22 protein-coding genes are annotated in these 25683 nt (G+C 38.8%); 7 read left to right on the top strand and 15 right to left on the bottom strand.

The window, feature by feature from the left end:
* Positions 1-9 precede the first annotated feature (9 nt).
* Both M2919_RS09255 and M2919_RS09250 read left to right on the top strand, forming a co-directional pair.
* On the top strand, positions 10-1278 hold the full coding sequence (locus M2919_RS09255) for a BaiN/RdsA family NAD(P)/FAD-dependent oxidoreductase (protein ID WP_248848731.1): 1269 nt from the start codon (positions 10-12) through the stop codon (positions 1276-1278).
* 70 nt (positions 1279-1348) lie between these two features.
* The gene (locus M2919_RS09250) at positions 1349-1894 is read left to right on the top strand and encodes a hypothetical protein (protein WP_126760710.1); all 546 of its coding nucleotides are present in this window, start codon (positions 1349-1351) and stop codon (positions 1892-1894) included.
* Between the two features lie 42 nt (positions 1895-1936).
* On the opposite strand, the gene M2919_RS09245 is transcribed toward M2919_RS09250, so the two are convergent.
* On the bottom strand, positions 1937-4264 hold the full coding sequence (locus M2919_RS09245; RefSeq protein WP_222318834.1) for a helix-turn-helix domain-containing protein: 2328 nt from the start codon (positions 4262-4264) through the stop codon (positions 1937-1939).
* A gap of 195 nt (positions 4265-4459) precedes the next feature.
* Between M2919_RS09245 and M2919_RS09240 the strand changes: the two genes are divergently transcribed.
* Together M2919_RS09240 and M2919_RS09235 are read left to right on the top strand one after the other, a co-directional pair.
* Positions 4460-5872 carry an MFS transporter gene (locus tag M2919_RS09240; RefSeq protein WP_248848730.1) on the top strand — a complete coding sequence of 471 codons (1413 nt, stop codon included), beginning with the start codon at positions 4460-4462 and terminating at the stop codon, positions 5870-5872.
* A 27-nt stretch (positions 5873-5899) separates the two neighbouring features.
* The gene (locus tag M2919_RS09235; RefSeq protein WP_248848729.1) at positions 5900-7048 is read left to right on the top strand and encodes an ArgE/DapE family deacylase; all 1149 of its coding nucleotides are present in this window, start codon (positions 5900-5902) and stop codon (positions 7046-7048) included.
* 43 nt (positions 7049-7091) lie between these two features.
* Here the strand turns inward: M2919_RS09235 and ybaK are convergent, their stop codons facing one another.
* The 3 genes from ybaK to M2919_RS09220 are packed head-to-tail and all read right to left on the bottom strand — an operon-like array spanning position 7092 to position 9507.
* A complete protein-coding gene (gene ybaK, locus M2919_RS09230) occupies positions 7092-7580 on the bottom strand; it encodes a Cys-tRNA(Pro) deacylase (RefSeq protein WP_126760713.1) in 489 nt (162 codons plus the stop codon).
* The gene (locus M2919_RS09225; protein WP_248848728.1) at positions 7580-8317 is read right to left on the bottom strand and encodes a type I 3-dehydroquinate dehydratase; all 738 of its coding nucleotides are present in this window, start codon (positions 8315-8317) and stop codon (positions 7580-7582) included. The genes ybaK and M2919_RS09225 overlap by 1 nt, the downstream gene beginning before the upstream one ends.
* An 11-nt stretch (positions 8318-8328) precedes the next feature.
* Positions 8329-9507, bottom strand: coding sequence for a class I SAM-dependent rRNA methyltransferase (locus M2919_RS09220; RefSeq protein WP_248849506.1), 1179 nt, complete (start codon positions 9505-9507; stop codon positions 8329-8331).
* Between the two features lie 246 nt (positions 9508-9753).
* Here M2919_RS09220 and M2919_RS09215 point away from each other — a divergent pair, with 246 nt between their 5' ends.
* Positions 9754-11895: an LTA synthase family protein gene (locus M2919_RS09215; RefSeq protein WP_420857188.1), complete on the top strand. Its 2142-nt coding sequence runs from the start codon at positions 9754-9756 to the stop codon at positions 11893-11895.
* Between the two features lie 109 nt (positions 11896-12004).
* Entirely contained in the window at positions 12005-12676 is a 672-nt protein-coding gene (locus M2919_RS09210; RefSeq protein WP_248848727.1) for a hypothetical protein, read from the top strand.
* Between the two features lie 14 nt (positions 12677-12690).
* Here the strand turns inward: M2919_RS09210 and M2919_RS09205 are convergent, their stop codons facing one another.
* The 8 genes from M2919_RS09205 to M2919_RS09170 form a co-directional block, all read right to left on the bottom strand.
* Positions 12691-13359, bottom strand: a complete 669-nt coding sequence (locus M2919_RS09205) for an amino acid ABC transporter permease (protein ID WP_248849504.1) — start codon at positions 13357-13359, stop codon at positions 12691-12693.
* Position 13360: 1 nt separating this feature from the next.
* Entirely contained in the window at positions 13361-14215 is an 855-nt protein-coding gene (locus tag M2919_RS09200) for a transporter substrate-binding domain-containing protein (RefSeq protein WP_248848726.1), read from the bottom strand.
* A gap of 18 nt (positions 14216-14233) precedes the next feature.
* Positions 14234-15688 (bottom strand): amidase, encoded by a 1455-nt coding sequence (locus M2919_RS09195; RefSeq protein ID WP_248848725.1) that lies wholly within the window; start codon positions 15686-15688, stop codon positions 14234-14236.
* A 186-nt stretch (positions 15689-15874) separates the two neighbouring features.
* Positions 15875-17722: an LTA synthase family protein gene (locus tag M2919_RS09190; RefSeq protein WP_248848724.1), complete on the bottom strand. Its 1848-nt coding sequence runs from the start codon at positions 17720-17722 to the stop codon at positions 15875-15877.
* 4 nt (positions 17723-17726) lie between these two features.
* Entirely contained in the window at positions 17727-18569 is an 843-nt protein-coding gene (nadE, locus tag M2919_RS09185; protein ID WP_248848723.1) for an ammonia-dependent NAD(+) synthetase, read from the bottom strand.
* 67 nt (positions 18570-18636) lie between these two features.
* Positions 18637-20103 carry a nicotinate phosphoribosyltransferase gene (locus M2919_RS09180; RefSeq protein WP_248848722.1) on the bottom strand — a complete coding sequence of 489 codons (1467 nt, stop codon included), beginning with the start codon at positions 20101-20103 and terminating at the stop codon, positions 18637-18639.
* A gap of 136 nt (positions 20104-20239) precedes the next feature.
* On the bottom strand, positions 20240-20746 hold the full coding sequence (gene trmL, locus M2919_RS09175) for a tRNA (uridine(34)/cytosine(34)/5-carboxymethylaminomethyluridine(34)-2'-O)-methyltransferase TrmL (protein WP_202585751.1): 507 nt from the start codon (positions 20744-20746) through the stop codon (positions 20240-20242).
* Between the two features lie 176 nt (positions 20747-20922).
* Positions 20923-21819, bottom strand: coding sequence for a methyltransferase domain-containing protein (locus tag M2919_RS09170; RefSeq protein WP_248848721.1), 897 nt, complete (start codon positions 21817-21819; stop codon positions 20923-20925).
* A gap of 84 nt (positions 21820-21903) precedes the next feature.
* Between M2919_RS09170 and M2919_RS09165 the strand changes: the two genes are divergently transcribed.
* Complete coding sequence (locus M2919_RS09165) at positions 21904-22539, top strand: copper homeostasis protein CutC (protein WP_248849502.1); 636 nt, start codon at positions 21904-21906, stop codon at positions 22537-22539.
* Between the two features lie 42 nt (positions 22540-22581).
* Here the strand turns inward: M2919_RS09165 and mgtE are convergent, their stop codons facing one another.
* Genes mgtE through M2919_RS09150 form a run of 3 tightly spaced genes read right to left on the bottom strand, consistent with a single transcriptional unit; the run spans position 22582 to position 25669 of the window.
* The gene (gene mgtE / locus M2919_RS09160; protein WP_126760723.1) at positions 22582-23940 is read right to left on the bottom strand and encodes a magnesium transporter; all 1359 of its coding nucleotides are present in this window, start codon (positions 23938-23940) and stop codon (positions 22582-22584) included.
* Between the two features lie 21 nt (positions 23941-23961).
* Positions 23962-24849, bottom strand: a complete 888-nt coding sequence (locus M2919_RS09155) for an RluA family pseudouridine synthase (RefSeq protein ID WP_248848720.1) — start codon at positions 24847-24849, stop codon at positions 23962-23964.
* Complete coding sequence (locus tag M2919_RS09150; RefSeq protein WP_023605913.1) at positions 24839-25669, bottom strand: NAD kinase; 831 nt, start codon at positions 25667-25669, stop codon at positions 24839-24841. Before M2919_RS09150 ends, M2919_RS09155 begins: the two co-directional genes overlap by 11 nt.
* Between the last annotated feature and the right edge of the window lie 14 nt (positions 25670-25683).

Here is a 25683-nt window from a genome sequence, read left to right as displayed (position 1 = left end):
TTTTACACAATGTATGATGTAATTGTGGTAGGGGCTGGTACAAGTGGCATGATGGCAGCGATTAGTGCAGCTGAACACGGTGCCAAAGTCCTACTCATTGAAAAAAATAAACGCGTAGGAAAAAAGCTTCTATTAACAGGAGGCGGACGATGTAACGTGACTAATGCCCACGCGCCAGAAGATGTTATTGCCCATATACCCGGTAACGGAAAATTTTTATATAGCGCTTTTTCTCAATTTAATAATGAAGATATTCGCAAGTTCTTTGAATCACGAGGCGTTCAACTAAAAGAAGAAGACCATGGTCGTCTATTCCCAGTAACTGACAGATCACGCACAATTGTCGAAGCACTGCATGAGGCTCTCGTCGATAACGATGTTAAACTCTTGACGAATGCTCCCATAAAAAAACTCTTAATCGAAGACGGGCGTATCCAAGGCGTCCACTTAGAAAACGGAGAACGATTTGTTGCTCCCTGCGTGATTATAGCGACAGGAGGGATGACCTATCAATATACCGGCTCCACTGGTATTGGTTATCGTTTGGCCAAAAAAGCAGGACATACGGTAACCCCCCTCTATCCAACTGAATCACCTATAAAACTGAACAATCCTTTTGTTGCCAAAAAAACGTTACAAGGCTTATCATTACAAGATGTTGCACTATCTGTTTTGAATACAAAAGGAAAAGCCCAAGTCACGCATCGTATGGATATGCTGTTTACTCACTTTGGCATTTCAGGTCCAGCTGCCTTACGTTGCAGTATGTTTGTGAACCAAGGTTTAGAAAATCATGGAGCGCCAGTCCAGTTAAGGCTCGACGCTTTACCTGACCGATCTAAACACGATTTAGTCGCGTGGATTCAATCGAAACAACAAGAAGTCGGAGGCAAAACCTTGCGTAATGGCTTAAAAGGTCTCGTTCCTGAACGTTTATTACAATTTGCTATTGATGAAACGCAAACAAACGACCAAACTCCTATGAAACAATTACAACCAAAAGAAATTGATCGTCTTGTGACCTTTTTAAAAGAAATGCCTTTAAATGCTGTTGGTACCTATCCTTTAGACAAATCGTTCGTTACAGGTGGCGGTGTTTCATTAAAGGAAATTGAGCCACGATCCTTTCAAAGTAAAAAAGTAGACGGACTATTTTTTGTTGGAGAATTATTAGATATTAACGGCTACACGGGAGGTTATAATATCACTTCTGCTTTTGTTACAGGTTATGTTGCTGGAAAACATGCTGCAGAAACTGCTAGCTATTTCCACTATTAATAGCTTTCTATAAGGAATTACTATATAATAAAGGGACAATATACAGTGAAAATCATAAGGGGGAGTATGTATGTTTCAACAAAAAAAAGTTTATCAAACACTTGAAAATCGACAATTTACACCTGAAAGTCTTGCTTCAGAATTGGAGCAAATGAAACAACTACAATTTGATGATGTCTCTTATACTGGACTTAACCTAAATATGAATATGTTAATGACGCAACATATTCGTAACGATCGCTTTGAATTAATTGAAGTACAAAACGGTTTAGCGAAAAAAACCTTTGAAAATTGGCATCAAGACTTAGTTCTTGCGATTAAGATTTTCAATCATTTCGCTGACGAAACAAAAGCACACTTCCAATACTTTGTTGAAGAATCTAAAAAATTCCAAGAAGAAACAGGTTATAGCAACACTAGTCGCGAATTTAAAGATTATTTCGAACAAGGTAACAGCATGTATTTCCACGATGTCTTACACAGTGTGTTTGACCTATCACGTCGCTTAGATTTATCCATCGAAGATTTTGAACAAGCATTAAAAATCGAAGGAGAGTCTCTAGAAGATTATCCACTTCCAGAAAAAAAAGTATTTGAACGAAACGTTTCAAAATAAGCTAAAAGGATACAAAAGCCTAGCGAAAAATCGCTAGGCTTTTTATAATTCAAAAAATATCGGTGTTAATTCTAATAGCATAACGGCATTCACATCTAGTAGGGTCGAATAATGAAATCCCTCGTCGATATAGCTATCAAAAACACTGATTTTAGGTCGTGTCATGGTCGCAATATAGCGTTGTGTTTCATAATCTAAAGAATGAACACTTTGAAAATCATAATACGAAGTAAACAGCGCCCCACTTTTTCGTGAAAAATCGATTTGCTTTACTTGATAATGGTGGGGAGGAATTTCAGGTATCATCCATTCATATTCAATTGATTGACTCTTTAAAAAGGTTTCCTCTGTGGATAAATCCGGATTAAAGTAACAAGAATGCCAAATTAACAATTGATAAACTCCCCCATTTTTCGTTAGGATGTAATCTTTCCCTTCAGCTAAGAGTTCTCCTTCCATACGCTGTGCCAGTAATAAACAAAAATAAGCTGGGCGACGGCTTTGATAATAGTGAAATAGTTCTAAACTATCATTCGTAATAGGGCGTGTCTTTCTATGATGTTCATAAAGATCAATATTCAGCCAAAAGCCATACCCAGTTACCAATTTATCTAGCCGTATAATCTCCTTTAAAATAATCGCTCCTCTAAAAAAAGTGCCATTCATATTCCGAGTGTCTCCCGTTATTGTATTCCACTCCGTTAAATAAAGTGGCAGTGATACACCCCAATGATGCAACAACTGACGCAGCGCTTTGGTCTTATGATAAATATAATCATGAGCTGTTTCCGTTCCTTCTAACCTATTTTGAGCCATTCGAATGGCTTCATTTGGGTCTGCTCGAAAACTTAAAAACTGACAGTGAGGAACGATATTTCGCACAAAGAAACTGCGTTTTGACAATGACTGGCTTTCCATAAATGGATCAGGTAATGGAATTTCTGCGCCGATTTCTAGCATCGGATTTATCGAGCGACAAATAGCTAACACTTCGCAAAATGCCGATTCGTAGCATGATGGCTCATCGGTCTCAAATATTACATTGATTTTCCATTTTCCGAGTACTTTTTGACCGTATTGATTTTGTAAATGACGTAAAAAATTAATCCGTGCATGTTTTGCTTCAAGATTGAGTGACTGATAATCAGGCAAATAAATATCATAAAATACAGAAAGCTGTTGTTTTTCTAAAAAATCCATGACATGATCGAGTCTTTCAAATGCGGGAAAAGCACTCATCTTTTCCTGGCGATGAATATTATACGATAAAGGCACTTCGTAAAATAATGACTGGACTCCAATATAATCAATCGCCATATCTTGTTGAATTTGACGAATCTCATTTTGAATACGCTCGTTGCTAACATTTTCTAAACAACCTAAATGTAAAATAACTTTTCCGTGTTGTCGTTGTACGGATAATCCTTTAGAAAAAATCGTCCGTTGCTTGTGAGTATTAGCCGTTTCCATTGTCAGACGATCTTCTGTCTCATTCAGTGTATAGCGGTACATGGTTTGGGCAAGCGAATGTGTCCATTCTTTCACTTCTTTTTTATTGTCTTTTGACAGCGACTGTTCTTTCTGATAAGACAAGCGATATTCACTTGGAGACACGTGGAAAAACTCGCGAAATTGTTTGCGATACGTCTTACTGTTAGCAAAGCCACTTTTAGAGGCTACTTCTTCAATTGTCTGGCTGGAATAACACAAGTCCATTAAACTATGTTTCACACGAATCATCGCAAGATAACGCGAAAAATACATACCCGTTTCCTTTTTAAAATGTTTTGAAAGCGACGCTGGCGACATATAAAATAACTCAGCCAATTTTTCCATTGTCACTTCTTCATGTAAATGCTGTGACAAATAGCTCAAAACTTCTGCTATTTTTTGACTAACCTCAGATTGACGAATACTATCATGCTGTTCTCGTTGAAAATGCTGAACCATAGTAAATAACAGTTGATTGACTAGTAAGGCAGATTTTAGCTTCCCATATTGAGTACTAGAAAACTCGACTAAACACAGTTCTGCCATATATTTTCTCATAAGTAAAATAGCCTCACGTTTACCCGTTCGAAGTTGCTTTGGACTACATTCAAATGTCGCTTGAAAATACTCTGGAAATAACGAAGCAAAATACAAGGGGTTAATTCGCAACTCAATATATGTTCCTACTTGCTTTCCAGGTAAAAACTCAACATATTCCATAGGGTTAACAATAAGTATCATCCCTGATTGTAAGGTGATTTCTTCTTCATATACAAGATGCACTTCCCCTTCAATAGCTAATAATAACGTGACTTCTTGATAGATATGAAAATGGTAATGTGCGGTCGTAAACAAATTTAATTCAATATTGTGTTCCACTTCTTTCCCCTCCTTTAGAATGAATATTCCTATTTTACAGTCATTTGTTTCTATCGAGACACTTACATGATAATTCGTTCGTGTTTTTGAAATTAAAAGTATTGTGATAAGACATATTCTCTTTAAACTATAAGTTAATAATAAATGTACATTTATTTTAGTCATTTTTCAATTTATTTTTAAGGAGATGAAAGTGTGGAATCAACAATACAACCTTCAACAGGTCATTCGCGTTATCGCGGAACGAACAAATTATTAACTGGAATTGTCTTTAGTGTTTTAACATTTTGGTTATTCGCTCAATCATTTGTCAATATCGCACCACAAGTGCAAGCCGACTTAGGTATTAGCGACGGAATACTAGGAATAGGAATCTCTGTCACTGCTCTGATGAGTGGAATTTTCATCGTCGTCGCAGGTAGTCTTGCCGATCGATTAGGTCGCGTTAGACTTACTTATGTTGGACTACTGCTAAATATCATCGGGTCATTAGCTTTAGTCGTGACAACTGGAGCGCCTTTATTTTTAATCGGTCGCGTCTTACAAGGTTTATCAGCTGCTTGTATCATGCCTGCCACAATGGCTTTAGTGAAAACATATTATGATGGCAAAGAACGTCAACGCGCCTTAAGTTTTTGGTCAATTGGCTCATGGGGTGGTTCAGGTTTCTGCTCGTTCTTCGGTGGTGCTGTCGCAAGTTCTTTAGGATGGCGTTGGATTTTTATTTTTTCAATCATAATTTCTGTAATAAGTGGTCTTTTTATTAAAGGTGTGCCAGAGAGCAAAGTAACGACTACCAACAAACAAGCATTTGATTTTGCAGGACTGATTCTTTTTGTCATTGCCATGATGTCTTTAAATATTGGAGTTTCTCAAGGTGCCACTCTTGGTTGGACAAGTCCTACTATCATTGTTTTATTTGTTACTTTCATTATTGGCATTTTTCTTTTTTACAAAGTTGAAACATCAAAAAGTAATAGTTTCGTAGATTTCTCATTATTTGACAATCGCGAGTTTACTGGAGCAACTATTTCAAACTTCTTGCTAAATGCCGTAGCGGGAACATTATTCGTTATCAACACTTACGTTCAACAAGGTCGCGGTTTAACCTCGATGCAAACAGGATTCTTATCTATTGGTTATTTAGCTCTTATCTTAATTACTATCCGTGTCGGTGAAAAACTGCTTCAAACAGTTGGTGCACGTAAACCAATGCTATGGGGAACGCTTTCCACAGGAATTGGGGTTAGTTTAATGGCTTTAACAATGGTACAAGGTACTGCCTATTTTATTTTAGTCTTTATTGGTTACTCCTTATTTGGTGTTGGATTAGGTATTTACGCAACACCTTCAACCGATACTGCTATGTCTAGCATCTCTGATGAAAAAGCAGGAGTCGCTTCTGGTATTTATAAAATGGCGAGTTCACTAGGGGGCGCATTAGGAATGGCTATATCAGCTGCCGTCTATAATGGTATCAGTCAAGGGCAATTCTTTACAAAAGGCGCTACCTATGGTTTAATCACAAACATTCTATTCTGTGTTTTAGCTATCTTATCGATTGTTTTTGTTATCCCTAAGAAAACAAAAGAAACATCTTTATCATAAAAATAAAAAAAGAAAGAGGCGTTTAATATGAAAAATCAAGAAGCTTTAGCCCTACTAAAAAAAGTGGTGCAAATGGAAACGGTACTTGGAAAAGAAAAAATGGTCGCCGATACGTTAGAAGAACTACTTACTTCTTATGGTATTCCTTGTGAACAAGTCGAATACAGCCCTGGACGTAATTCGTTAATCGCAACGTTAAAAGGAGCAGAAGAAGGACCCGTTTTAGGCTTATCTGGTCATATGGATGTTGTCCCCGTTGGTGAAGTCGCTTGGGATGAAGAACCTTTTGCGGCTGTTGAGAAAGATGGTTTACTATACGGTCGTGGTACATGTGATATGAAAGCCGGTTTAATCGCCTGTGTCGTCGCCATGATTCGCTTAAAAGAAGCCAACGTACCATTCAAAGGCACGCTCAAATTACTTGCAACCATCGGCGAAGAAACAAGCGCAATTGGCGCCGGTCAATTAGTCGATTTAGGCTATGCAGATGATTTGGATGCCCTAATTATCGGTGAACCTACGAATCTTGATATCGGTGTAGCTCATAAAGGCGCATTGTGGCCACAAATTACCACTTACGGTAAGACAGCTCACGGCTCCATGCCCGACCAAGGTGTCAATGCGATTGAGCATATGTTATTAGTTATCAATGAAATCAAAAAGACATTTGATTTTGGCTCTTACGTGGATGATTTAGTCGGCGCCTCTACTTCTAGCTTAAATGTTATTAGCGGCGGCAACGGTACCAATGTCGTTCCTGACAAATGCACGATTAGTTTAGATATTCGTACTATCAAAAAACAAAACCATGAAACATTAAAAGCACAATTTCACGATATTCTAGAGCAATTAGAGAAAAGTGTGCCAGACTTTAAAGCGGATATTGAGTTTATCAATGATTTGCCTTCCATCCGCACAGAATTAGATGATCCTTTCACTGTTCTAACTAAAAAAGTTGTTTCAGATGTTCGCGGTCAAGAACCTGGTACGTTTGGTATGACAGGTTATACTGATGGTTCACAATTTGGAAGAGCTAAAAAAGACTTCCCTATCTTAATCGTTGGACCTGGTGAAACCAAAAATGCGCACCAACCAAATGAACATGTCAAAATCGAAGACTTCTATAAAATGATTACTGTCAATGAAACGATTGCTCGTGAATTTTTAAGTCTATAAAAAATAAGCGTGCCGAATGTTTGAAACATTCGGCACGCTTATTCTATTCACAAATATCTACGACTTCTGCTCGCGTCGCCGCTTGTAAATCTTTAGGCGCTAAACGCATTTGATAACCACGTTTGCCAGCTGAAACGTAGATTTCTTCACATTGCATTGCTTCACTGGCTAAATATGTAGGGAAGTGCTTTTTCATTCCTATCGGCGAACAGCCACCTCGAATGTATCCCGTCACTTTTTCTAAATCATTTAAAGATAATAATTCGACTTTTTTATTGCCACTGACTTTGGCTACTTTTTTTAAATCTAGCGAATGATGACTAGGGATGACAGTGACAAGCGGGCCAGTTTGTTTTCCCACTAAAACAATCGTCTTATATAATTTTTCAGGCGCAATGCCTAATGTTATCGCAATTTCCTTCGCCGAAGCGTGCGTTTCTCCCACTTCAAATTCGCGCGTTTCGTGAGGGATTTTATTTTTTTCTAAAAAACGAACGGCATTCGTCTTGACATGATGTTTTTTCTTTTTCATCAAAAATCCTCTCCTTTTCGCCAAAGTTCTTGCAGCTCTCTTACCGTCAACTGTCCCGGCGCTGAAGCTTCATGATTGGACAAAGATGCAAAGGTCCAAGGATTTCCCCACCGGTGTCCGCTAATACGTAGATTTCTTCCCCATTCGCCCATGCCAATTAGTAATAAAGCGGAAGAACTCGTCTTGTTAGGAAACACATAGGCCTTTCGCATGCGTTCCAACACTTCTCCTTCGTTGGCGTCTTTTGGCGTAACGGCTACTTTTATAATAGCAGGTTGGACTCTTTGCATCGCTTGTATCGTTTTTTGTATTGATTGCTCCTCTACTCCTACCGTCCAGTCGTGCTTAGATAAAATAATTTTTCCCAAATAGTTATGAATAGACGAGTGCTTAGCAACTGTCTTCCATTTCGTCCATTCTACATCTAAATAAGTCACTGTTGGATGTAACACGACCCTGTCACAAAAATAACTATAATCATCTAAACAAGCAGTACCTTTGCCACCTTCAGCCACAGAGCGATAGGTAACAATCAGTGGAACAGTGCCAATTTTCATTTGTATCAACGTCAGTAGTCGGTCAATTTCCTCTAATGCTTGAAAAGGATAGTAATCAACACGCCACTCTAATATATCCGCGCCACTCATTATAGCCTCATCTATCATAGAAAAAAGAGCAGACTCATCACTGGCAATAAGAGGCACACAGATTTTTCCTACTAACTCATGATTTTCCATTTGCATGACCTCTAATCTAATTCATACAATAACACTTTCAAATAATTACCTTCTTCAAAATGTGGATGTACAGCAAAATCTTCAGGCAAACGATGCGTAGCAACCAATCGATAAGCACGATGACTAGTCGCTAACCCTGTTTCAACCATTTCTTTAAATCGCTCGTATGATAGACTAGCTACATTGGTAGACGCAATCAAATAACCTTTTTTTTCTATAAGTGGTACGATGTCTGCGACAAGTTGGTCATAATCTTGTTGAACAGAAAACGTTCGCTTCTTATTTCTCGCGAAGCCTGGCGGGTCAAGTATCACCATATCAAACGTTAAGGCATGGCGTTTGGCATAGCGAATGTAGTCGAAAATATCCATCACCACAATATTATGAGTAGTCAAAGCTAATTGATTGACTTCAAACATCTCGGTAGTTTTTTCACGACTTCTTTTGGCCAAATCCACACTCGTCGTTTCGATAGCGCCTCCCATTGCCGCAGCGACTGAAAAAGCACCCGTGTAACTAAACGTATTAAGAACACGACCACCTGCCATCAGGCCATTAACTAGCCGCCCTCTGACTTCTTTTTGATCTAAAAAGATACCCGTCATCATGCCGTCATCTAAATACGTCGCAAATGAGACACCGTTTTCTTTAACAATTAAAGGTTCTGGTGCTTTTGAACCGGCAATATGTTGTGATTCCGGTAGTCCTTGTAAATCAAAACGATTCTTCTCATAAATCCCTTGTATATCCTTCAACACTGCTTGGCATGCTTCTAAAAGGAGCGGCTTCATTTGATACAAGCTATCGTTATACCACGTCAATAAAAGATAACCATCATACCAGTCTATAGTTAAACCGCCTAAGCCGTCGCCCTCCCCATTAAAAATACGAAAAGCTGTAGTCAAATCATCTGCGAAAAAGGCTTGTCGCTTATCAAAAGCTTGTTGAAACAATCGCTCAAAAAAAGCACGATTAAGTCGAGCCGTCTGGTCGCGACTTATAATCCATCCCATCCCTTTGTTCTGCTTTCCTAAATAACCTGTCCCTACGTACTGCTGGCTAGCATCATAAAAGGTCACCCATTCACCCGTTTGCCACTTAGTTGGCGACGACTGAATATCTTCTGCTTGAATAAGTGGATAGCCACTTCGTGCGCGCTTTGCCGCTCTTTTCTTTAATTGAATATTTATCATGATTCACTCACATTTCCTTCACATTTTTATGTCATGCTATGATTAGCTATTTATCTTAAGCTATGCCATCATTTTTCAGTTTAACACACTTTGAAACCAAAATAAAAAATGATTTCCTTTGAAAATGAACATAGTGAAAATTGACATTCATTTTCAAAAACTGTAATATAGTTATGATAGAGATATTGTGGCTTAAATAGCCATTTACACAAGCCGCACCTTATTTTGAAAGGAAGTATCAAATTGAACAAAAAATTAAATTTAAATAAACTACAAACCCGTATCGGTTACTTTGTCCTACTGGTTGTTCTCCTTTGGGCAAAAACGATGTTTGCCTACTTAGTAGACTTTCATCTAGGGATTGAAAGCCTGTTCCAGTATTTCATCCTATTTATCAATCCATTTGCGACAGCAACATTGCTTCTGTCGATTGGTTTATACGTTAAAAATCCTAAACGAGCTTACTGGACGACAACCTTGATTTATATCGCAATGTCGATTTTACTATTTTCAAATGTCGTCTATTATCGAGAGTTTACGGACTTCATTACAATCAACACCATGCTTGGTGCGGGTAAAGTCGCATCAGGTCTAGGCGAAAGTGCTTTACGTCTATTCCGACCATATGATTTATTGTATTTAATTGATTTCCCTATTCTTGGCGTTTTATTTTGGAAAAAGAAAATCAATGTCGATGAACAACCGATTCGTTTCCGTTTAGCGTTTGCGATTACGTCCCTGTCCGTTTTGATGTTTTCTATTAACTTATCATTAGCGGAAGCAGACCGTCCACAACTACTCAAACGGACGTTTTCAAAAGACTATATTGTCAAATATCTAGGTATTAACGCATTTACTGCTTATGACGGCTTGCAAACATACCAAGCGAACCAAAACCGCGCTCAAGCAAGCGAAAACGACTTAGTTTCGATTGAAGAATATGTCAGCCATCACCAAACACCACCAAACGAAAAAATGTTTGGCGTTGCTAAAGGGAAAAACGTCATCTACGTTCACTTAGAAAGTTTACAACAATTCATGATTGGCTATCACTTAGTAGATGAAAATGGTGTTTCTCATGAAGTCACACCTTTCCTAAACAGTCTATTTAATGACCAAGCAACCTATAGTTTTGACAACGTCTTCCACCAAGTAAAATCTGGTAAGACGAGTGATGCTGAAACACTATTAGAAAATTCATTCTTTGGTTTAGACCAAGGTCCTTTATTTACACAACTGGGTAATAAAAATACCTTCCAAGCAGCTCCAGCTATTTTAGGTCAGGAAGCGGGTTACACTAGTGCCGTCTTCCACGGTAACGCAGGGACATTTTGGAATCGTAACGAAACGTATAAACATTTAGGTTATGATTATTTCTTTGACGGAAGCTACTATGACGTCAATGAAGATAATTCATTCCAATATGGCTTACATGATAAACCATTTTTCCAACAATCTACACAATATTTAGAACATCTACAACAACCGTTTTACACGAAGTTTATTGCGGTATCTAACCACTATCCGTATTCAGAATTTAAAGATGGCGATGCTGGTTTCCCAATGGCAAACACCAAAGATACAACGATTAATGGATACTTTGCAACAGCCAACTATCTTGATAAAGCGGTCGAAGAGTTCTTTAACTACTTAAAAGCTTCAGGCTTATACGAAAATAGTATGATTGTGCTTTACGGTGACCACTATGGTATTTCCGATTCACGCAACGTCGAATTAGCAGAGTTACTAGATAAATCTCCGTCTTTATGGGGACCATACGATAACGCGCAATTACAACGTGTTCCATTAATGTTCCATATCCCTGGTCAAACAGAAGGATTTGTCAATCATACATTTGGTGGACAAGTGGACGTTCTACCTACCTTATTACACTTATTAGGCATTGATAGCAATAAATACTTGATGTTAGGTCAAGATTTATTCTCTCCAGAAAACAGTCAGATTGTTACATTCCGTAACGGTGATATTATGACACCTGAATACACGATTATTGGCGACAATGCTTATCTGAACAAAACAGGACAAATGATCTTAGAACCGACTGAAGAGCAAACTGCTCAAATCGAACAAATTCGCGAAGCTGGACAGCAACAATTGCAAACGTCAGATGCTTTAACAAATGGCGATTTACTCCGTTACTATACAAACAGTAACTTGGAGCCAGTCAAACCTGATTCTTATAACTATAAAAATCAAGTCGAACGCCTTGAAAAGATTGAAAAAGAAAAAGGCAAAAATTCAACTAGCGTTTACAGTCAGCATAATAATCAATCAACTGTAGACTTATATGAATCAAAAACATACCAAGAATACTTTGGTAAACCCGATGTAGCAAGCGAAGAAACTGCTGCTGATAGCGAATAACATTAAGAACACTGTCATTATTGGCAGTGTTCTTTCTTTAATTAACAAAGCTTTTATCATAATTTATTCATATCTTTTTTTTATAGTAGAGATATGAGGTGAATGGTGAATGAAATCGATACGGCGACATGCGACTTTTTTGATTATCATTATGATTTTACAAGCTCTTTTAATGGGATTATTTACGATAGGTGCCTTTCTTTATCGCGCTAACTTAGAAATTTTTCACTCTTTAGAACAACGTTGGCAACAATTGCAACCGATAACTGGAACTTGGCATATCAAAAACGATGCTTTACAACAAGTTAAACAAGAGTGGTGGGGACATCAACAACAGTGGGGCTTATTTTTCACTCTGATTATCACACTGTTATCTTATTTAGTTATTTGGTACTTTTTCAAGCAAGCGAAAAAAAATCTTACTCAACCTTTTTTAATTATAGTGCGTTTACTTGTAAGCTCATTCCTTGCCGTTTTTATCCTTTTTTATATCGTAAAATCAACTCTTTGGCAGTACTTACTAACTTATTGTAGCAATTACTACCATATAAAATTAAGTTCTCTGACACAATCTGCGACTGACTACTTACACATACAACAACCTCGTCTCTTCCCTTTTAGTATTGACAGTTTAACTCATGTTTATATTTCCAATCCTCTGACATCTAAAACACTGCTACTCGTGATTTTAATAGGAAGCTTATACTATCTCTTACTAATTCTCTTACCTATCTTTTTACTTACAAAATTTAATCGTCGACGAAAAAAGGTGCCCTTTTAACAGGACACCTTTTCTTATTGATAAACGGCATAACGACGTTCCATATAGTATTGAATCTTTCCAACTACCCAACACAGTAACCAATATAAAATAGCGACTAAGATATATAAACTCATATAGTCAAATTCACGCCCGCCAATAATCTTCGCTTTTTGGAAGATTTCAGGTACGGTAATCATCGCAGCTAACGATGTTCCTTTCACCAAATCCATGGCTACGTTACCTAATGACGGGATGGCAATACGAAATGCTTGGGGAATAATAATTTGATACATCGTTTTCGTATAGGGTAATCCCAACGCTTTAGCTGCATCCCACTGACCACTATCGACTCCGCTAATTGCACCTCGGTATATTTCACTTAAAAAGGCACTGCTCGTCATTGTGAAACAAATAATCACGGCTTGTAAGGCCGTTAATTGATACGGCAAGCCAAAATATAGAATAAATAACAGCACTAACCCTGGTACACCACGCATAAAAGAGGTATAGCCTTTGACAAAGAGTTGAATTATCTTTCTTTCACTAAACATCAACATGGTTAAAAAAAGCCCAAAAATATTTCCCAATAAGAAGGTCACGACACTAATACCGACTGTGTAAGGTAAACCTTGTAAAATAAATGGTAGCGACTCCCACATTAAAACTGGATTGATTTTTGGGATGTAGACAGCTCCTATCATCTTAATCAATCGTCACAGTCTTATCGACTTTAACATCAGGCTCTACCGACACATCTGCATTGAAAAATGTTTCAGATAGTTTTTTAAGTGAACCGTCAGCTTGCATTTCTTCTAGCACTGTATCAATCTTTTCGCGTAACGCAACATTTTGTTTTGGATAGAAAAAGCCTGAACTAGACGGATTAAAATAAACATCCTCTAATATTTTAACAGGAATATCAGGCAATGCTGCCACAGACATTTTTTGTAAGTAGTAGTCATTTAAAATAACATCGGTACGACCATTAGCAACATCTGTTAAGTATTGATCGTTTGTCGCATTATCATAACTCACTAATTCTGCACCCATTTTTTCAGCCAGTTTCATATAACCAGTCGTCGCTTCTCCGGCTGCTTTTTTACCTTTTAAATCTTCTAATGACGCTATACCGGAATTATCTTCTTTACGGACTATCATGCTATCGAATGAATATTTAATTGGAATAGATAAAGCAAATTTCTTCGACCGCTCCTCACTCATCCCAAAATCATTGGCAACTAAGTCTGTCATGCCTTTTTCTACAGACGCTAACATTCCATCTACATTATACTCTTGAAATTCAATATCTAATTTTAAACGATTCGCTACTTCTTTTGCGACTTCGACATCGTAGCCAGTCAGTTCGTTCTTATCATTATAATAAGAGGCCGGGAAAAGTGTTCCTGACGTTGCGACGATTAAACGGCCACGCTCTTCCACTTTTTCCCAACTTGCATCTTGTTTTGCCGCCGTACTATCTTTTTCGTTCGTTTGACATGCCGCAAGTCCTACGACTGCCGCTACTAAACCTACTGTCATCCACCATTTCTTTTTCATTCTCTATTGCTCCTCATCTTAAACATTATAGTAACTTGGTAAATAGAATTTTTGTTCATTTTCAAATAATTGTCCCACACGGAATAAAATATCCTCTCGTCCTTTTGATGCCATTAATTGAATCCCGATAGGTAGTCCTGTTGACGTCACATACGTCGGTAAGCTAATGGCTGGTTGGCCAGTTAAATTAGCTAATTGTGTGTATGGCGTAATCGCTAAACTCTTTTCAAACATCTCATATACGAGCTTTTTCAAAGCAGGTTTATCGAGATAACGAGCATTTTCTAAGCCCGCACGTATCCCATCACTCTGTAAATCGGTATCAATTCTTGGCGCTACATCGGTCGCAGTCGGCGATAAAAAGGCATCGTAAGATTCGAATAACTGTTCCATCGTCGCAGTCGCTTCGTCCCATAACTGTAAGGCCTGTACATACTCCCCTGCTGGAATATGTTGCCCGTATTGATACAAGCCCCACGTCATGGCTTCCATATCTTGTTCTGTTAAATCACGTTTCAATGCGGCCGTCATTGGACTAAACATCGCGACCGTTTCCGCACCGTTCATCGCATAGTAACTCTCAATTAGCGCACGCCCGTCTACTGGATACGCTATTTCTTCTAACTCATGTCCCTGACTGGCTAGAAAGTCTATGGCTTGTTTTAACGCATTTTTAGCATCTTGAGATACAGGTGTTCCAACCGGAGAATCCACGCAATAAGCTATTCTTAATGGGCGTGTTTGTGTGGCTAACTGATAATCACTGAAAGGAGCTTGATAAGGTGCGGCTTTTGACGTTCCTCTCATATGTTCAAAAAGCGTCATCGTATCACGCATGGAAAGGGTCAAAGCAAAGTTTATCGACGCTCCTTGCCAATCACGCCAACTCCCCGGACCAACAGGCATACTCCCTCGTGTCGGTTTCAAGCCTATTAATCCAGAAAATGAAGCGGGGATACGAATCGAGCCACCGCCATCACTAGCACCTGCAATAGGAAACATCCCACTCGCCACAGCTGACGCCGCTCCACCACTTGAACCACCTGCGTGATGTTCTGGATTCCATACATTACGCGTCACGCCATATAATGAAGCATCTGAAATATTTTTAAAGCCAAACTCAGGGACATTCGTCTTAGCAAACGGGATAAAGCCCGTTCGTTCTATTTTTGAAACAAAATAATCAGTGGACTCTGCTCGATAATCTGCTAATAAGCGTGACCCTGCTGTCGCACCCATTCCTTTTTTATTTTGACCTAACATTTTCAAGGCAAATGGTACTCCTGTAAAAGGCGCATCTAAATCCAATGTCAGTGTTTCCAATTCTTTCAGAGCCTGTTCTAAATCACTTTCAACAACAGCATGATATAAAGGGTTTTTCTGTTCGATTTGACGAGCTGTTTCTTTCAGTAACTCACTTGGTGAAACCTCTCGATTTTTAATTTTTTCTGCCCAATACGTTGCATCCTTCATTTTACACACTCCTTTAACATTCGCTATTTATTATAACAAGCTACTTTCACAAACACCTAGCGAACACCTCGTATTTTTGTCACCACTTAATTTCCAATTAAATAAAGCCCATCGTATCACGCTTTAGTATTTCCTTTAGCTTTTGGTAAAAACATTTTTGTACTGAAATAAAAAAACAAGACCTTCTTAATGAAGATCTTGTTTCAATTCTTTAAAGAGTGTGGTATTTAGACTATACTGGTTACCCGAAAGAATATCATATTGGAGCATCTGATAATCCGCAAATAATTTTTTTGCTTTTGGCGGAATTTTCATCCCTGATTGCCATACAGATCCATCATAACTGAGGTCCGCTTCAAACGCTGGTAACGCTTCTTGCAATTGTAGCAACAAATAGTCCCACGTACTAATAGGTAATTGCGCTTGTTGACGTAATAACGGATAGAAATAAATGGGACTAAGTACTGACGAGGTCTGATTAGAAAAAGACAAGTGATAGTCACTATCATAGAAGAAAAATTCCGTTTGACGCCATTCCTCTTCAGGTAAGCTTTTCTTAAATGCCTCACTATAAATACCAGGTAAATGGTCCCCAAAGAAAACCACTAACGTACGACGTCCCAAATGATGCAACTTAGGTAAAAAATCAGCTAACGCTTGACTCGTATATTCGATATCTGTCATATAGTTCGCTAAAGTAATCGTCTGACTATCACCATCTGCTGTTAATGTCGTATTCGGGTACTTTTCTTTATACGGCATATGTGTTTGCATCGTAACTAAATGAATAAACTGAGGAGCATTTTTTTCTTTTAAAAGCCGATACACTTCATCTAACGCAGCTTCATCCGAAATGTAAGGATTTTGCTCGATTTTTTTTGTCGCCGTCATTTCTTTTTCCGTCATAAATTGCTGAAAACCTAATCGACGATAGACATCTTGGCGCTTATACATCGAACTATTATAAGGATGTATCGCACTTGTATAATAACCTTTATCGTTTAATTGCGAGACAACAGAAGGCAAGCGTTTCATCTTGGGTACTAACATCGTATAGGGTGTTGTCATTTGACTATTCATCGTCCCCATTGAAAAACCCGTTAACGCTTCAAATTCAATATTTGCCGTGCCACCACCGTAGTTTTGTGATAACATCTGACCGTGATAAGTATCAGCAACAAGTTCGCGATACACTGCTAACGGATCACGGCTCGCACGAATCCCCTCCAGTCGCAGTGGATCTGAAAAACTTTCCGACATGATAAAGACGATATTCGGTTGGTCTTGCAACGTATGGCGCGCTTCCTCTTCCGCCAAGTGCTGATAGTTTTCCACAATACGCTCGACTTCTTGCAGTGAATAGTTCGCTGGTTTTTCCATAGCTTCCACTTTCAAATTATACATAAAGCCGGCAACAAATCCGGTATTATAATAATTCATCTTTTGACTATAAGGAATCCATAACGCTGTTTTGCTATACTGCTTTTTTAACCAATGATTATCTTGATTAAAGTGACCGATTGAAACGAGTAGACCTGTCATCAATCCAAAGCACAGTACACGCACGAGCTGTTGATAACTTGAGAGTTTTCGACTTTTCCACAAAGCATATAGCAACCATATGCTTAACACACTTAAACTAATCGCTATCAAGATAAATAACGGCTTGCCCAGTATATCTTGAAATAATCGCCACTCGGTAATCATGCGTAAATCATCTGGGTATAGCGGTTCTTCTCGGTAACGCATTTTAAAATAGGTTGCTAACCCGATACTTACTATCGTTATAAGATACAAGCTAATCCCTCTAGTAAAAGACCCAAGTAAGGCAATCATCCACATTAAGACAACGAATAGTACAGCTGTGGATAACCAGAATTTCGCAACATGCCATTGAAAGGCAAACTTATACACTAACGTCACAGACAACTGATTTTGCATCCACTGTAAATATAAATTACTAATAAACGTGATTGCGATAAGTAATACACTCTGTTTGACGACACGTTTGATTATAGCTTTTTGACTACGCATCTCTTTAACTCTTTAGCTCGTTTTTCCAAAAGGTATCAAACGGCGTAATCGGCAAATGACGTTTATGTTCACTCTTTAAATAGTGGCGTTCAATTTGTTCTGCAGCAGCCTCACTCACACTTTTACCTTCTAAATAGTCATCAATCTCATCATACGTCACTCCTAAAGCGACTTCATCTGGTAACATCGGTTGATTTTCTTCCAAATCAGCTGTTGGTATTTTTAAGTATAACGATTCAGGTGCGGCTAACGTTTTTAAAAGCAAGCGACCTTGACGTTTATTTAACCCAGCTAATGGAAAAATATCGGATGCCCCATCACCAAACTTAGTATAGAAACCAGTGACGCTCTCTGCCGCATGGTCAGTCCCAATGACTGCCCCTTGTCGTTCTCCAGCAATTGCATATTGGACAATCATACGTTGACGCGCTTTGATATTTCCTTTATTAAAATCGCCTATTGGTAAATTTTGCTCTGCAAATGTGGCGACCATTGCCGAAACAGCTGGTTCAATATTAATCGCATATGACTCATCTGGTTGAATGAACGAAAGAGCAGCCTGTGCATCACTTTCATCCGCTTGCACACCATGAGGCAAACGCACCGCTATAAAACGATAACTGTCATCACCCGTTTCTTCTCGCAATTCAGCAATCGCAATTTGCGCTAGTTTGCCAGCCAACGTCGAATCTTGTCCCCCACTAATGCCTAGTACATAGGTCTTTAGAAACGGATGTTGTTTTAAATACTCTTTCAAAAAAGACACGCGCATGTCGATTTCTTTTTGAGGGTCAATAGTTTCTTTCACCGCTAACACTTTTTTTATTTCAGCTTGCAAAGGTCTCATGTCATTCTCTCCTTTTATCATTTAAAAAGAGTCTACGGAAACTGACTATTCCGTAGACTGCCTAGCATCATTTCGACAATTTTTTTACATCTTCACGTACTTGGTCAATAATCGCTAATTTATGATTGTACGCCGCCTGTGATAAATCAACGGGGTATATTTGTGGGTTTAAGTCGCGTTTGTATTCTTCCCATAAACTTTCATGATTGACATCAGCAAAGCGCTTCACGTCTTTTAAGTCTGGTAGTTGATATACGCGCTCCCCTTCCACATAAATGTCTTGTAAAATCGGACGTGCCTCAAAATCTGTGACTGTTTTATTGATAAACGTGTGCACGGGGTGGAACATGTACAACTCATCTAGTAAATCAGGGCGTTCATGGGCTAATGCCACATAATCCCCTTCGGAACGTTGGTCTTTTTTACTTGTAATGCGCCATACTTGTTTTTTACCCGGTGTGGATACTTTCTCCACATTGCTTGAAAGTTTAATAGTATCTACCATCTCACCCTCATTATTCTCAATCGAAACAATTTTATAAACAGCACCCAAAGCTGGTTGGTCATAGGCGGTAATCAGCTTGGTCCCTACACCCCAAACATCAATCTTCGCTTTTTGCATTTTCAAACTCAAAATTTTCGCTTCATCTAAGTCATTAGACGCGTAAATTTTGGCTTCAGGGAAACCAGCTTCATCTAGCTGCTTGCGTACTTTTTTAGAAATATACGCCATATCCCCACTGTCTATACGCACGCCTAAAAAGTTAATCTTATCACCAAATTCACGTGCGACACGAATCGCATTGGGAACACCCGATTTTAACGTATCGTAAGTATCCACTAAAAAGACGCAATCGCGATGCGTTTGCGCATAGGCTTTAAACGCTTCATAATCATTACAGTAAGACTGTACGAGCGAATGAGCATGTGTGCCGCTCGTTGGAATACCAAACATTTTACCAGCGCGGACGTTACTAGTCGCATCACAACCACCAATATAAGCAGCACGCGTTCCCCAAATCGCAGCGTCCATCTCTTGAGCGCGACGAGAACCAAATTCCATTAATAAATCGTCCCCTACAACCGACTTAATTCGAGCAGCTTTCGTCGCAATTAGCGTTTGATAGTTCACGATATTTAAGAGCGCTGTTTCAACCAACTGGCACTGCGCGAGTGGTCCTTCTATTTGAACAATCGGTTCATTGCTGTAGACTAACTCTCCTTCCACAGCGGAACGTACGGTACAGCGGAATTTAAATTCACGTAAATAATCTAAAAAGGCTTCTGGATACTCTTCTACTTCTCGTAAATAATCAATGTCTGATTCAGAAAAAGTCAAACGATCGAAATAATGAACCAATCGCTCCAAACCAGCAAAAACAGCATAACCATTTTTGAACGGCATCTCTCTAAAATAACATTCAAAGACAGCGTGTTGATCCGCTCGCCCTAACTCCCAGTACGTTTTCATCATATTAATTTGATACAAGTCAGTGTGCAAAGTAAAACTATCATCTGGATATTTATACGGCATGTCGATTCTCCTAATCTATATTTATCTTCTATTATAACACGACAGACGCACTGTGTCTTAGACGACGATATGACTTTTAAAAAAACAAACGACCTATTAAAAAAACTCACGAAAATCATTCGTGAGTCAAATCTGTTTACTTTAATTTGTCGTGTTCATACACGTGAGTCAATTCCAATTCTGGAAATGATTGTTGACGTAATGCTTCATAAAGAACTAAGGCCACTGTATTCGATAAATTAAGTGAACGAACATGCTCGTCATTCATCGGGATTCTTAAACATTGATGCTCGTACTTTTTCATAAAGGGCTCAGGTAATCCCGTCGTTTCTTTTCCAAAAATAAAAAAGTGAGATTGGTCGTCAGCGTAATTAACATCCACATAGGTTTGATTCGCAAACTTTGTGATGAGATGAAGAGGTTGCTCTCCCACATACTCTAAAAAGGCCTCTAAAGAAGCATGGTACGTAATATCCACATCGTGCCAGTAATCTAACCCCGCACGCTTCAACATTTTGTCATCAGTTGAAAATCCTAATGGCTCAATTAAATGCAATGGAGTATTGGTCGCCGCACAAGTTCGGGCAATATTGCCAGTATTGGCAGGTATACATGGTTCAAATAAAACAATATGGTTCGTCATATCTTTCCCTCCATTTTTTCATAAAAAAAAACGTATCGGCTCGGTGTCAATCACGGCGAGTCCGTTACGTTAGCAAAGTTTTCTTCACTAACTTTTATCAGAACAGGAATCTGATAAAAACTAATGAAAAACAACTAAACTTACTATATCAGAAGGTCTACACCTTTGCAACAAGATTATGAAAATTTATTGACTTTTCTGTACTTTTTTCCAATTAGAATATCAACCGATACGGTTAGCGTCTCTGGTAATTGCTTTAACGCACGCTCTCTTGCAGTTTCAGAAGCACTCCAATGTAGGGGCGACATATAAACCGCATCTTCTCGTAATGCTTGCGGAATTGAAAAAGAATAAGTCATCGCAGTATCAGAAACCACTTGCAAACTGTCGTAAAACTTAGCTTTGACAGGCGTATTTTGATAGGTTTGTTTATCAACATCGTCTTCAAAAAATAAAGCGCGCAACTCTTTTAAATAGTCTTCGCGTGGTACGACTTTAATCACTTGGCCTTCGTCATGCAGCACACGTTGAAATTCTTCATAATGACTAGGCGAAAAAATATTCAAAATATGACTGATTGAATGGTCTTGAAACGGCAACCGTGTAATATCTGCTATCAACCATGAAACATCTCCCTGATGTTGCGTCGCTAATTCAACCCCTTCTTTTGAAAGGTCACATCCGAAATAAGCTGCTTCAGACTGTTCAGGCAAAAGTTTCGCTAAAAAACTACCCTCGCCACAGCCCGCATCTAGTAATACACGCACCTCTTGTGTCGCTAACACCTCTTGAATCGAAGAGATTAAAGGCGCATAGAGACCTGCTTGAATCATCTTCATGCGATGCGTTAACATAACTTTATCATAACTATTTTTTATCGCTTTATCAGGAAAATATACTGTTCCTTTATTGGATAGATTGTATGTATGCCCTTCTTGACAAATTAGTTGACGGTCTTCCACCATAGTTAATGTCGCATGGCATTTTGGGCAAGCCAAAATCGATTCACTTGCTTTCAATAAGCGAGCTGCTCGCGTCTTTTTCTTCTCTAGCAATCCAATTCCTTCTTTCAAAAACATTTTTCACTTGTCATCATACCATATTTTTTATCATAATATGCTACAATATAGAAAATGAAGAAGAAGGAAGTGCCTAATTTGATTAAAGAATTTTGTGCAGAAAACTTTACAGATATTCCTAAAGCTATCGCAGCCGGTGCCACACGAATAGAATTATGCGATAACCTAGCAGCAGGCGGAACAACCGTCAGTACAGGCGTCATGGAGGAAACCATTCACTACTGTCACGAAAAAGATATTCCTGTTATGGCTATCATACGCCCACGTGGTGGCAATTTTGTCTACCACGATACCGAATTAAAAATCATGGAAACCGACCTTTTAGAAGCTAAAGCACTAGGTGTTGACGGTATCGTTATCGGCGTATTAAATAACGACAATAGTTTAGATAAAGAAAGCATGGCTCGTTTTATCGCTCTAGCTGAAGGACTACAAATAACATTCCACATGGCGTTTGATCAAATGAGTCATGAGCAACAGCTTGACGCGATTGACTGGCTTGCCGAACAAGAAGTAACACGTATTTTAACACATGGCGGACTGGCTGGAACTCCAATTTCTGATCACTACGAGCATTTAAAATCGCTGATTGCTTATGCTAACAATCGCATTATTATCTTACCCGGCGGCGGTGTCACATATGAAAACTGTGATGAGGTCATGGAAACACTAAAAGTTAATGAAGTACATGGAACTCGTATTGTTAACTATTAAAAAAACCAGATTATCTTAATCGATAATCTGGTTTTTCTATTGTTATGAGCCAATAAAATAACTCATAAATAAACTTGCGATATTAAAGTAAATGAGTACACTCGTTAAGTCACTTAAAGTGGTGATAAAAGGACCACTAGCGACTGCCGGGTCAAACCCTAATTTATCCATAACCATTGGAATTAAACTACCCGCTAAGTTAGCAACGGTAATCGCACAGAGCATGGCCATCCCAATAACAAATCCTAACATAAAGTTTTGTTTCCAAATCCCGACGATTAAGAAAATCGTTACCCCTGTGACAAAGCCGGTAATGAGTCCTGTTAAGACTTCACCAATAATCAGACTCATAAAACCACGCTCATCATCTTGAACGGCTAAACGACGGACGGCAACGGCTAACGATTGCGTTCCAGCGTTCCCAGCCGTTCCGGTAATAAGTGAAATAAACACTGCTAAAATACTGGCTTCACTGACCAATTCTTCATAGCGCCCAATCAACGTCGCTGTTGACATTCCTAAAAAGAGTAACGTTATCAACCAAGGTAAACGTTTTGCTGCTGCTTTAAACGGATTTTCCGTTACTTCATCCACGTCAACCCCAGCCAAACCAGAATAATCACTGGTTGCTTCTTCGTCCATTACGTCGATAATATCATCAACGGTTACAATTCCTAGCAACCGTCCATCATAATCCGTAACAGGAATCGCTAAGAAGTCATAATCACGCATAGTTCGCGCAACATCTTGTTGGTCATCTCCAACTTTCACCGAAATAACACGCTCGTTCATAATATCAGAAATCAACATATCATCGTCATTTACTATTAAATCCCGCAACGAAATAACGCCAACTAAAAAATCATTGACGTCTTTTACAAAGACATAATAAATCGTTTCAGCTTTACTTGCCTCTTCTTTTAATAAACGCATGGCAGAACCCACGGTTTGTTGCGACTCAATCGCAACATACTCCGTTGTCATTATCGCTCCAGCTGTTTCATCTTCATAGTGCAATAAGTTTTTAATTTCAGCTGCACTTTCTTTTGACATAATACTTAAATACTTGGCAACATCTTGACGATCAAGTTGCTTTAACGTGTCGACAGCATTGTCGGTATACATCTCTGCCAACATCTCTGCCACATAACTCGGTTTCATTTCTTTTAAAAGACCTTCGACATCTTCTTGTTCTTCTTCCAAAACATCGAACATGTCCGCCATCTCTTTTGGCGAGAGATAGGCATATAACAATTGTCGTTCATCTTCTTCTAATTTCAAATAAAATTGACCTTGGTCATAAATATGTAAATCTAAAAACTCACTACGAAATGCTTGAATATGATTGGCTCTCAAGTGTTCACGCAGTTGTGAAAAGTCTTCGGCTATCGTTTCACTCATGGCTTTTCCTCCTGTGTTATTTTATAAGTGGACATTTTGCATGTCATCAGGCATCTCCTGAAAGATATTTAAGCATTCCTTCGTGAAAGGATGATAAAAACTTAAATGATGGCAATGCAAGGCTTGACGCTCCAAGCCACAATCCATACGTCCACCATATAACTCATCTCCAATGAGTGGACAGCCGATTGCGGCAAAATGAACGCGAATTTGATGTGTGCGTCCTGTATGCAATTGGACTTCTACCAACGCCTTATCTTTTGTACGTTTCTTTAACCAATATTCTGTTAATGACGGCAAGCCGTCTTCTCCCACTGTTCGCTCAATAATCGACGTTTCAACACGCTTGATAGGAAAGTCAATCTTCCCAGTTGGTAACAACTTATCTTTATCATCCCCAACCAAAGCTAGATACTTTTTCGTTACCCGAGCAGCGCGCAACTCTTTATCCATCATCGCATGTGCATAACCGTGTTTAGCAAACAACATTAGCCCCGTTGTATCACGATCCAATCGCGTCACGACATGAATGACTTGATTAGGGTAATTCTGAGACTGGTAATAATGTTTTACCCGGTTCGCCATAGTCCCATTAGGATGATATTGAGCGGGAATAGAGGCAACCCCCACCGGTTTATTGACAATTAAATAATGTTCATCTTCAAAAATAATATCAATTGGTGTTACGTCTGGTAGCAGCGTTTCATGCTCCCCTTCATCTGGTATGATAACAGTGACTTCATCTAAATAGGATAACACATATCGCACTGTTTTTTCTACCCCATTTACACCAATCCAGCCACCTTGATACTTGATTTTAGCTAATAAACTTCTGGAAATCCCTTGCTCATTCAAAAACGTCTTTAGCAAGCGTGGTTCTTCTTTTTCATAACGCCAACTAAATTTCATCGTCGCCTCCGTTATGCGTATCCTCTTCCTCTATAAAGGCATCTTTTACACGACGCCAAAAATGGGTATGACGGTATGAAGCAAAATGAATCCGCTCATCCGCAATTTTATAACGAATGGAGGCGATAGCTGATTGTGGAAAACTCAATTGATCGATGGTTAATAAATAATCATTGTCAGCGCACAGTCTTACCTCAATCCATTCATCCCCTGCAATCACTAATGGCGATCCTAACGTGCGGTACACGCGATTATTTAGCGAAGCAATCTCCGTTAATTGTAACGCATTAATACGTGGATGTAAGACAGCACCTCCGACACTCTTATTGTACGCTGTCGAACCCGTCGGAGTCGAAACCGATACGCCATCACCACGAAACCGTTCAAAATGCTCCTCTTTGATAAATATATCAGCAACCATTGTTGTATTTACTTTTTTGATAATACATTCATTTAACGCTAAAAAATGCTTTTTCTCCTGTGTTTCATCAGCCAAAGTCACTTCTACATCTAGTAAGGGATAGCTCACACTTTTTTGTTCTTCATGAAGCAAACTATCAACTAACTCTTCTAATTCAAAGTCACGCCAGTCAGTATAAAAGCCTAGATGTCCCGTATGGATACCAATAAATTTTATCGTAGCAAGTTGATGAGCATAACGATGAAACCCTGAAAGAAGTGTTCCGTCACCGCCAATCGTTAAGACGATATCTGGCCGCTCATTGACCATCTCAAATGGCGGTTTATTCAAAAGTGTTTTTAATCGAGTTAGCACTACCTGTGATTGTGGTGAAGGACTTGCTATCATGGCAATCCGCATTTCATTCTCCCTTT

The sequence above is a fragment of the Vagococcus lutrae genome, assembly GCF_023299185.1.
GTDB classification, from domain to species: Bacteria; Bacillota; Bacilli; order Lactobacillales; family Vagococcaceae; genus Vagococcus_A; species Vagococcus_A lutrae.
The sequence above is the reverse complement of the archived record's forward strand: the minus strand, read 5'-3'. Positions and strand labels throughout refer to the sequence as shown.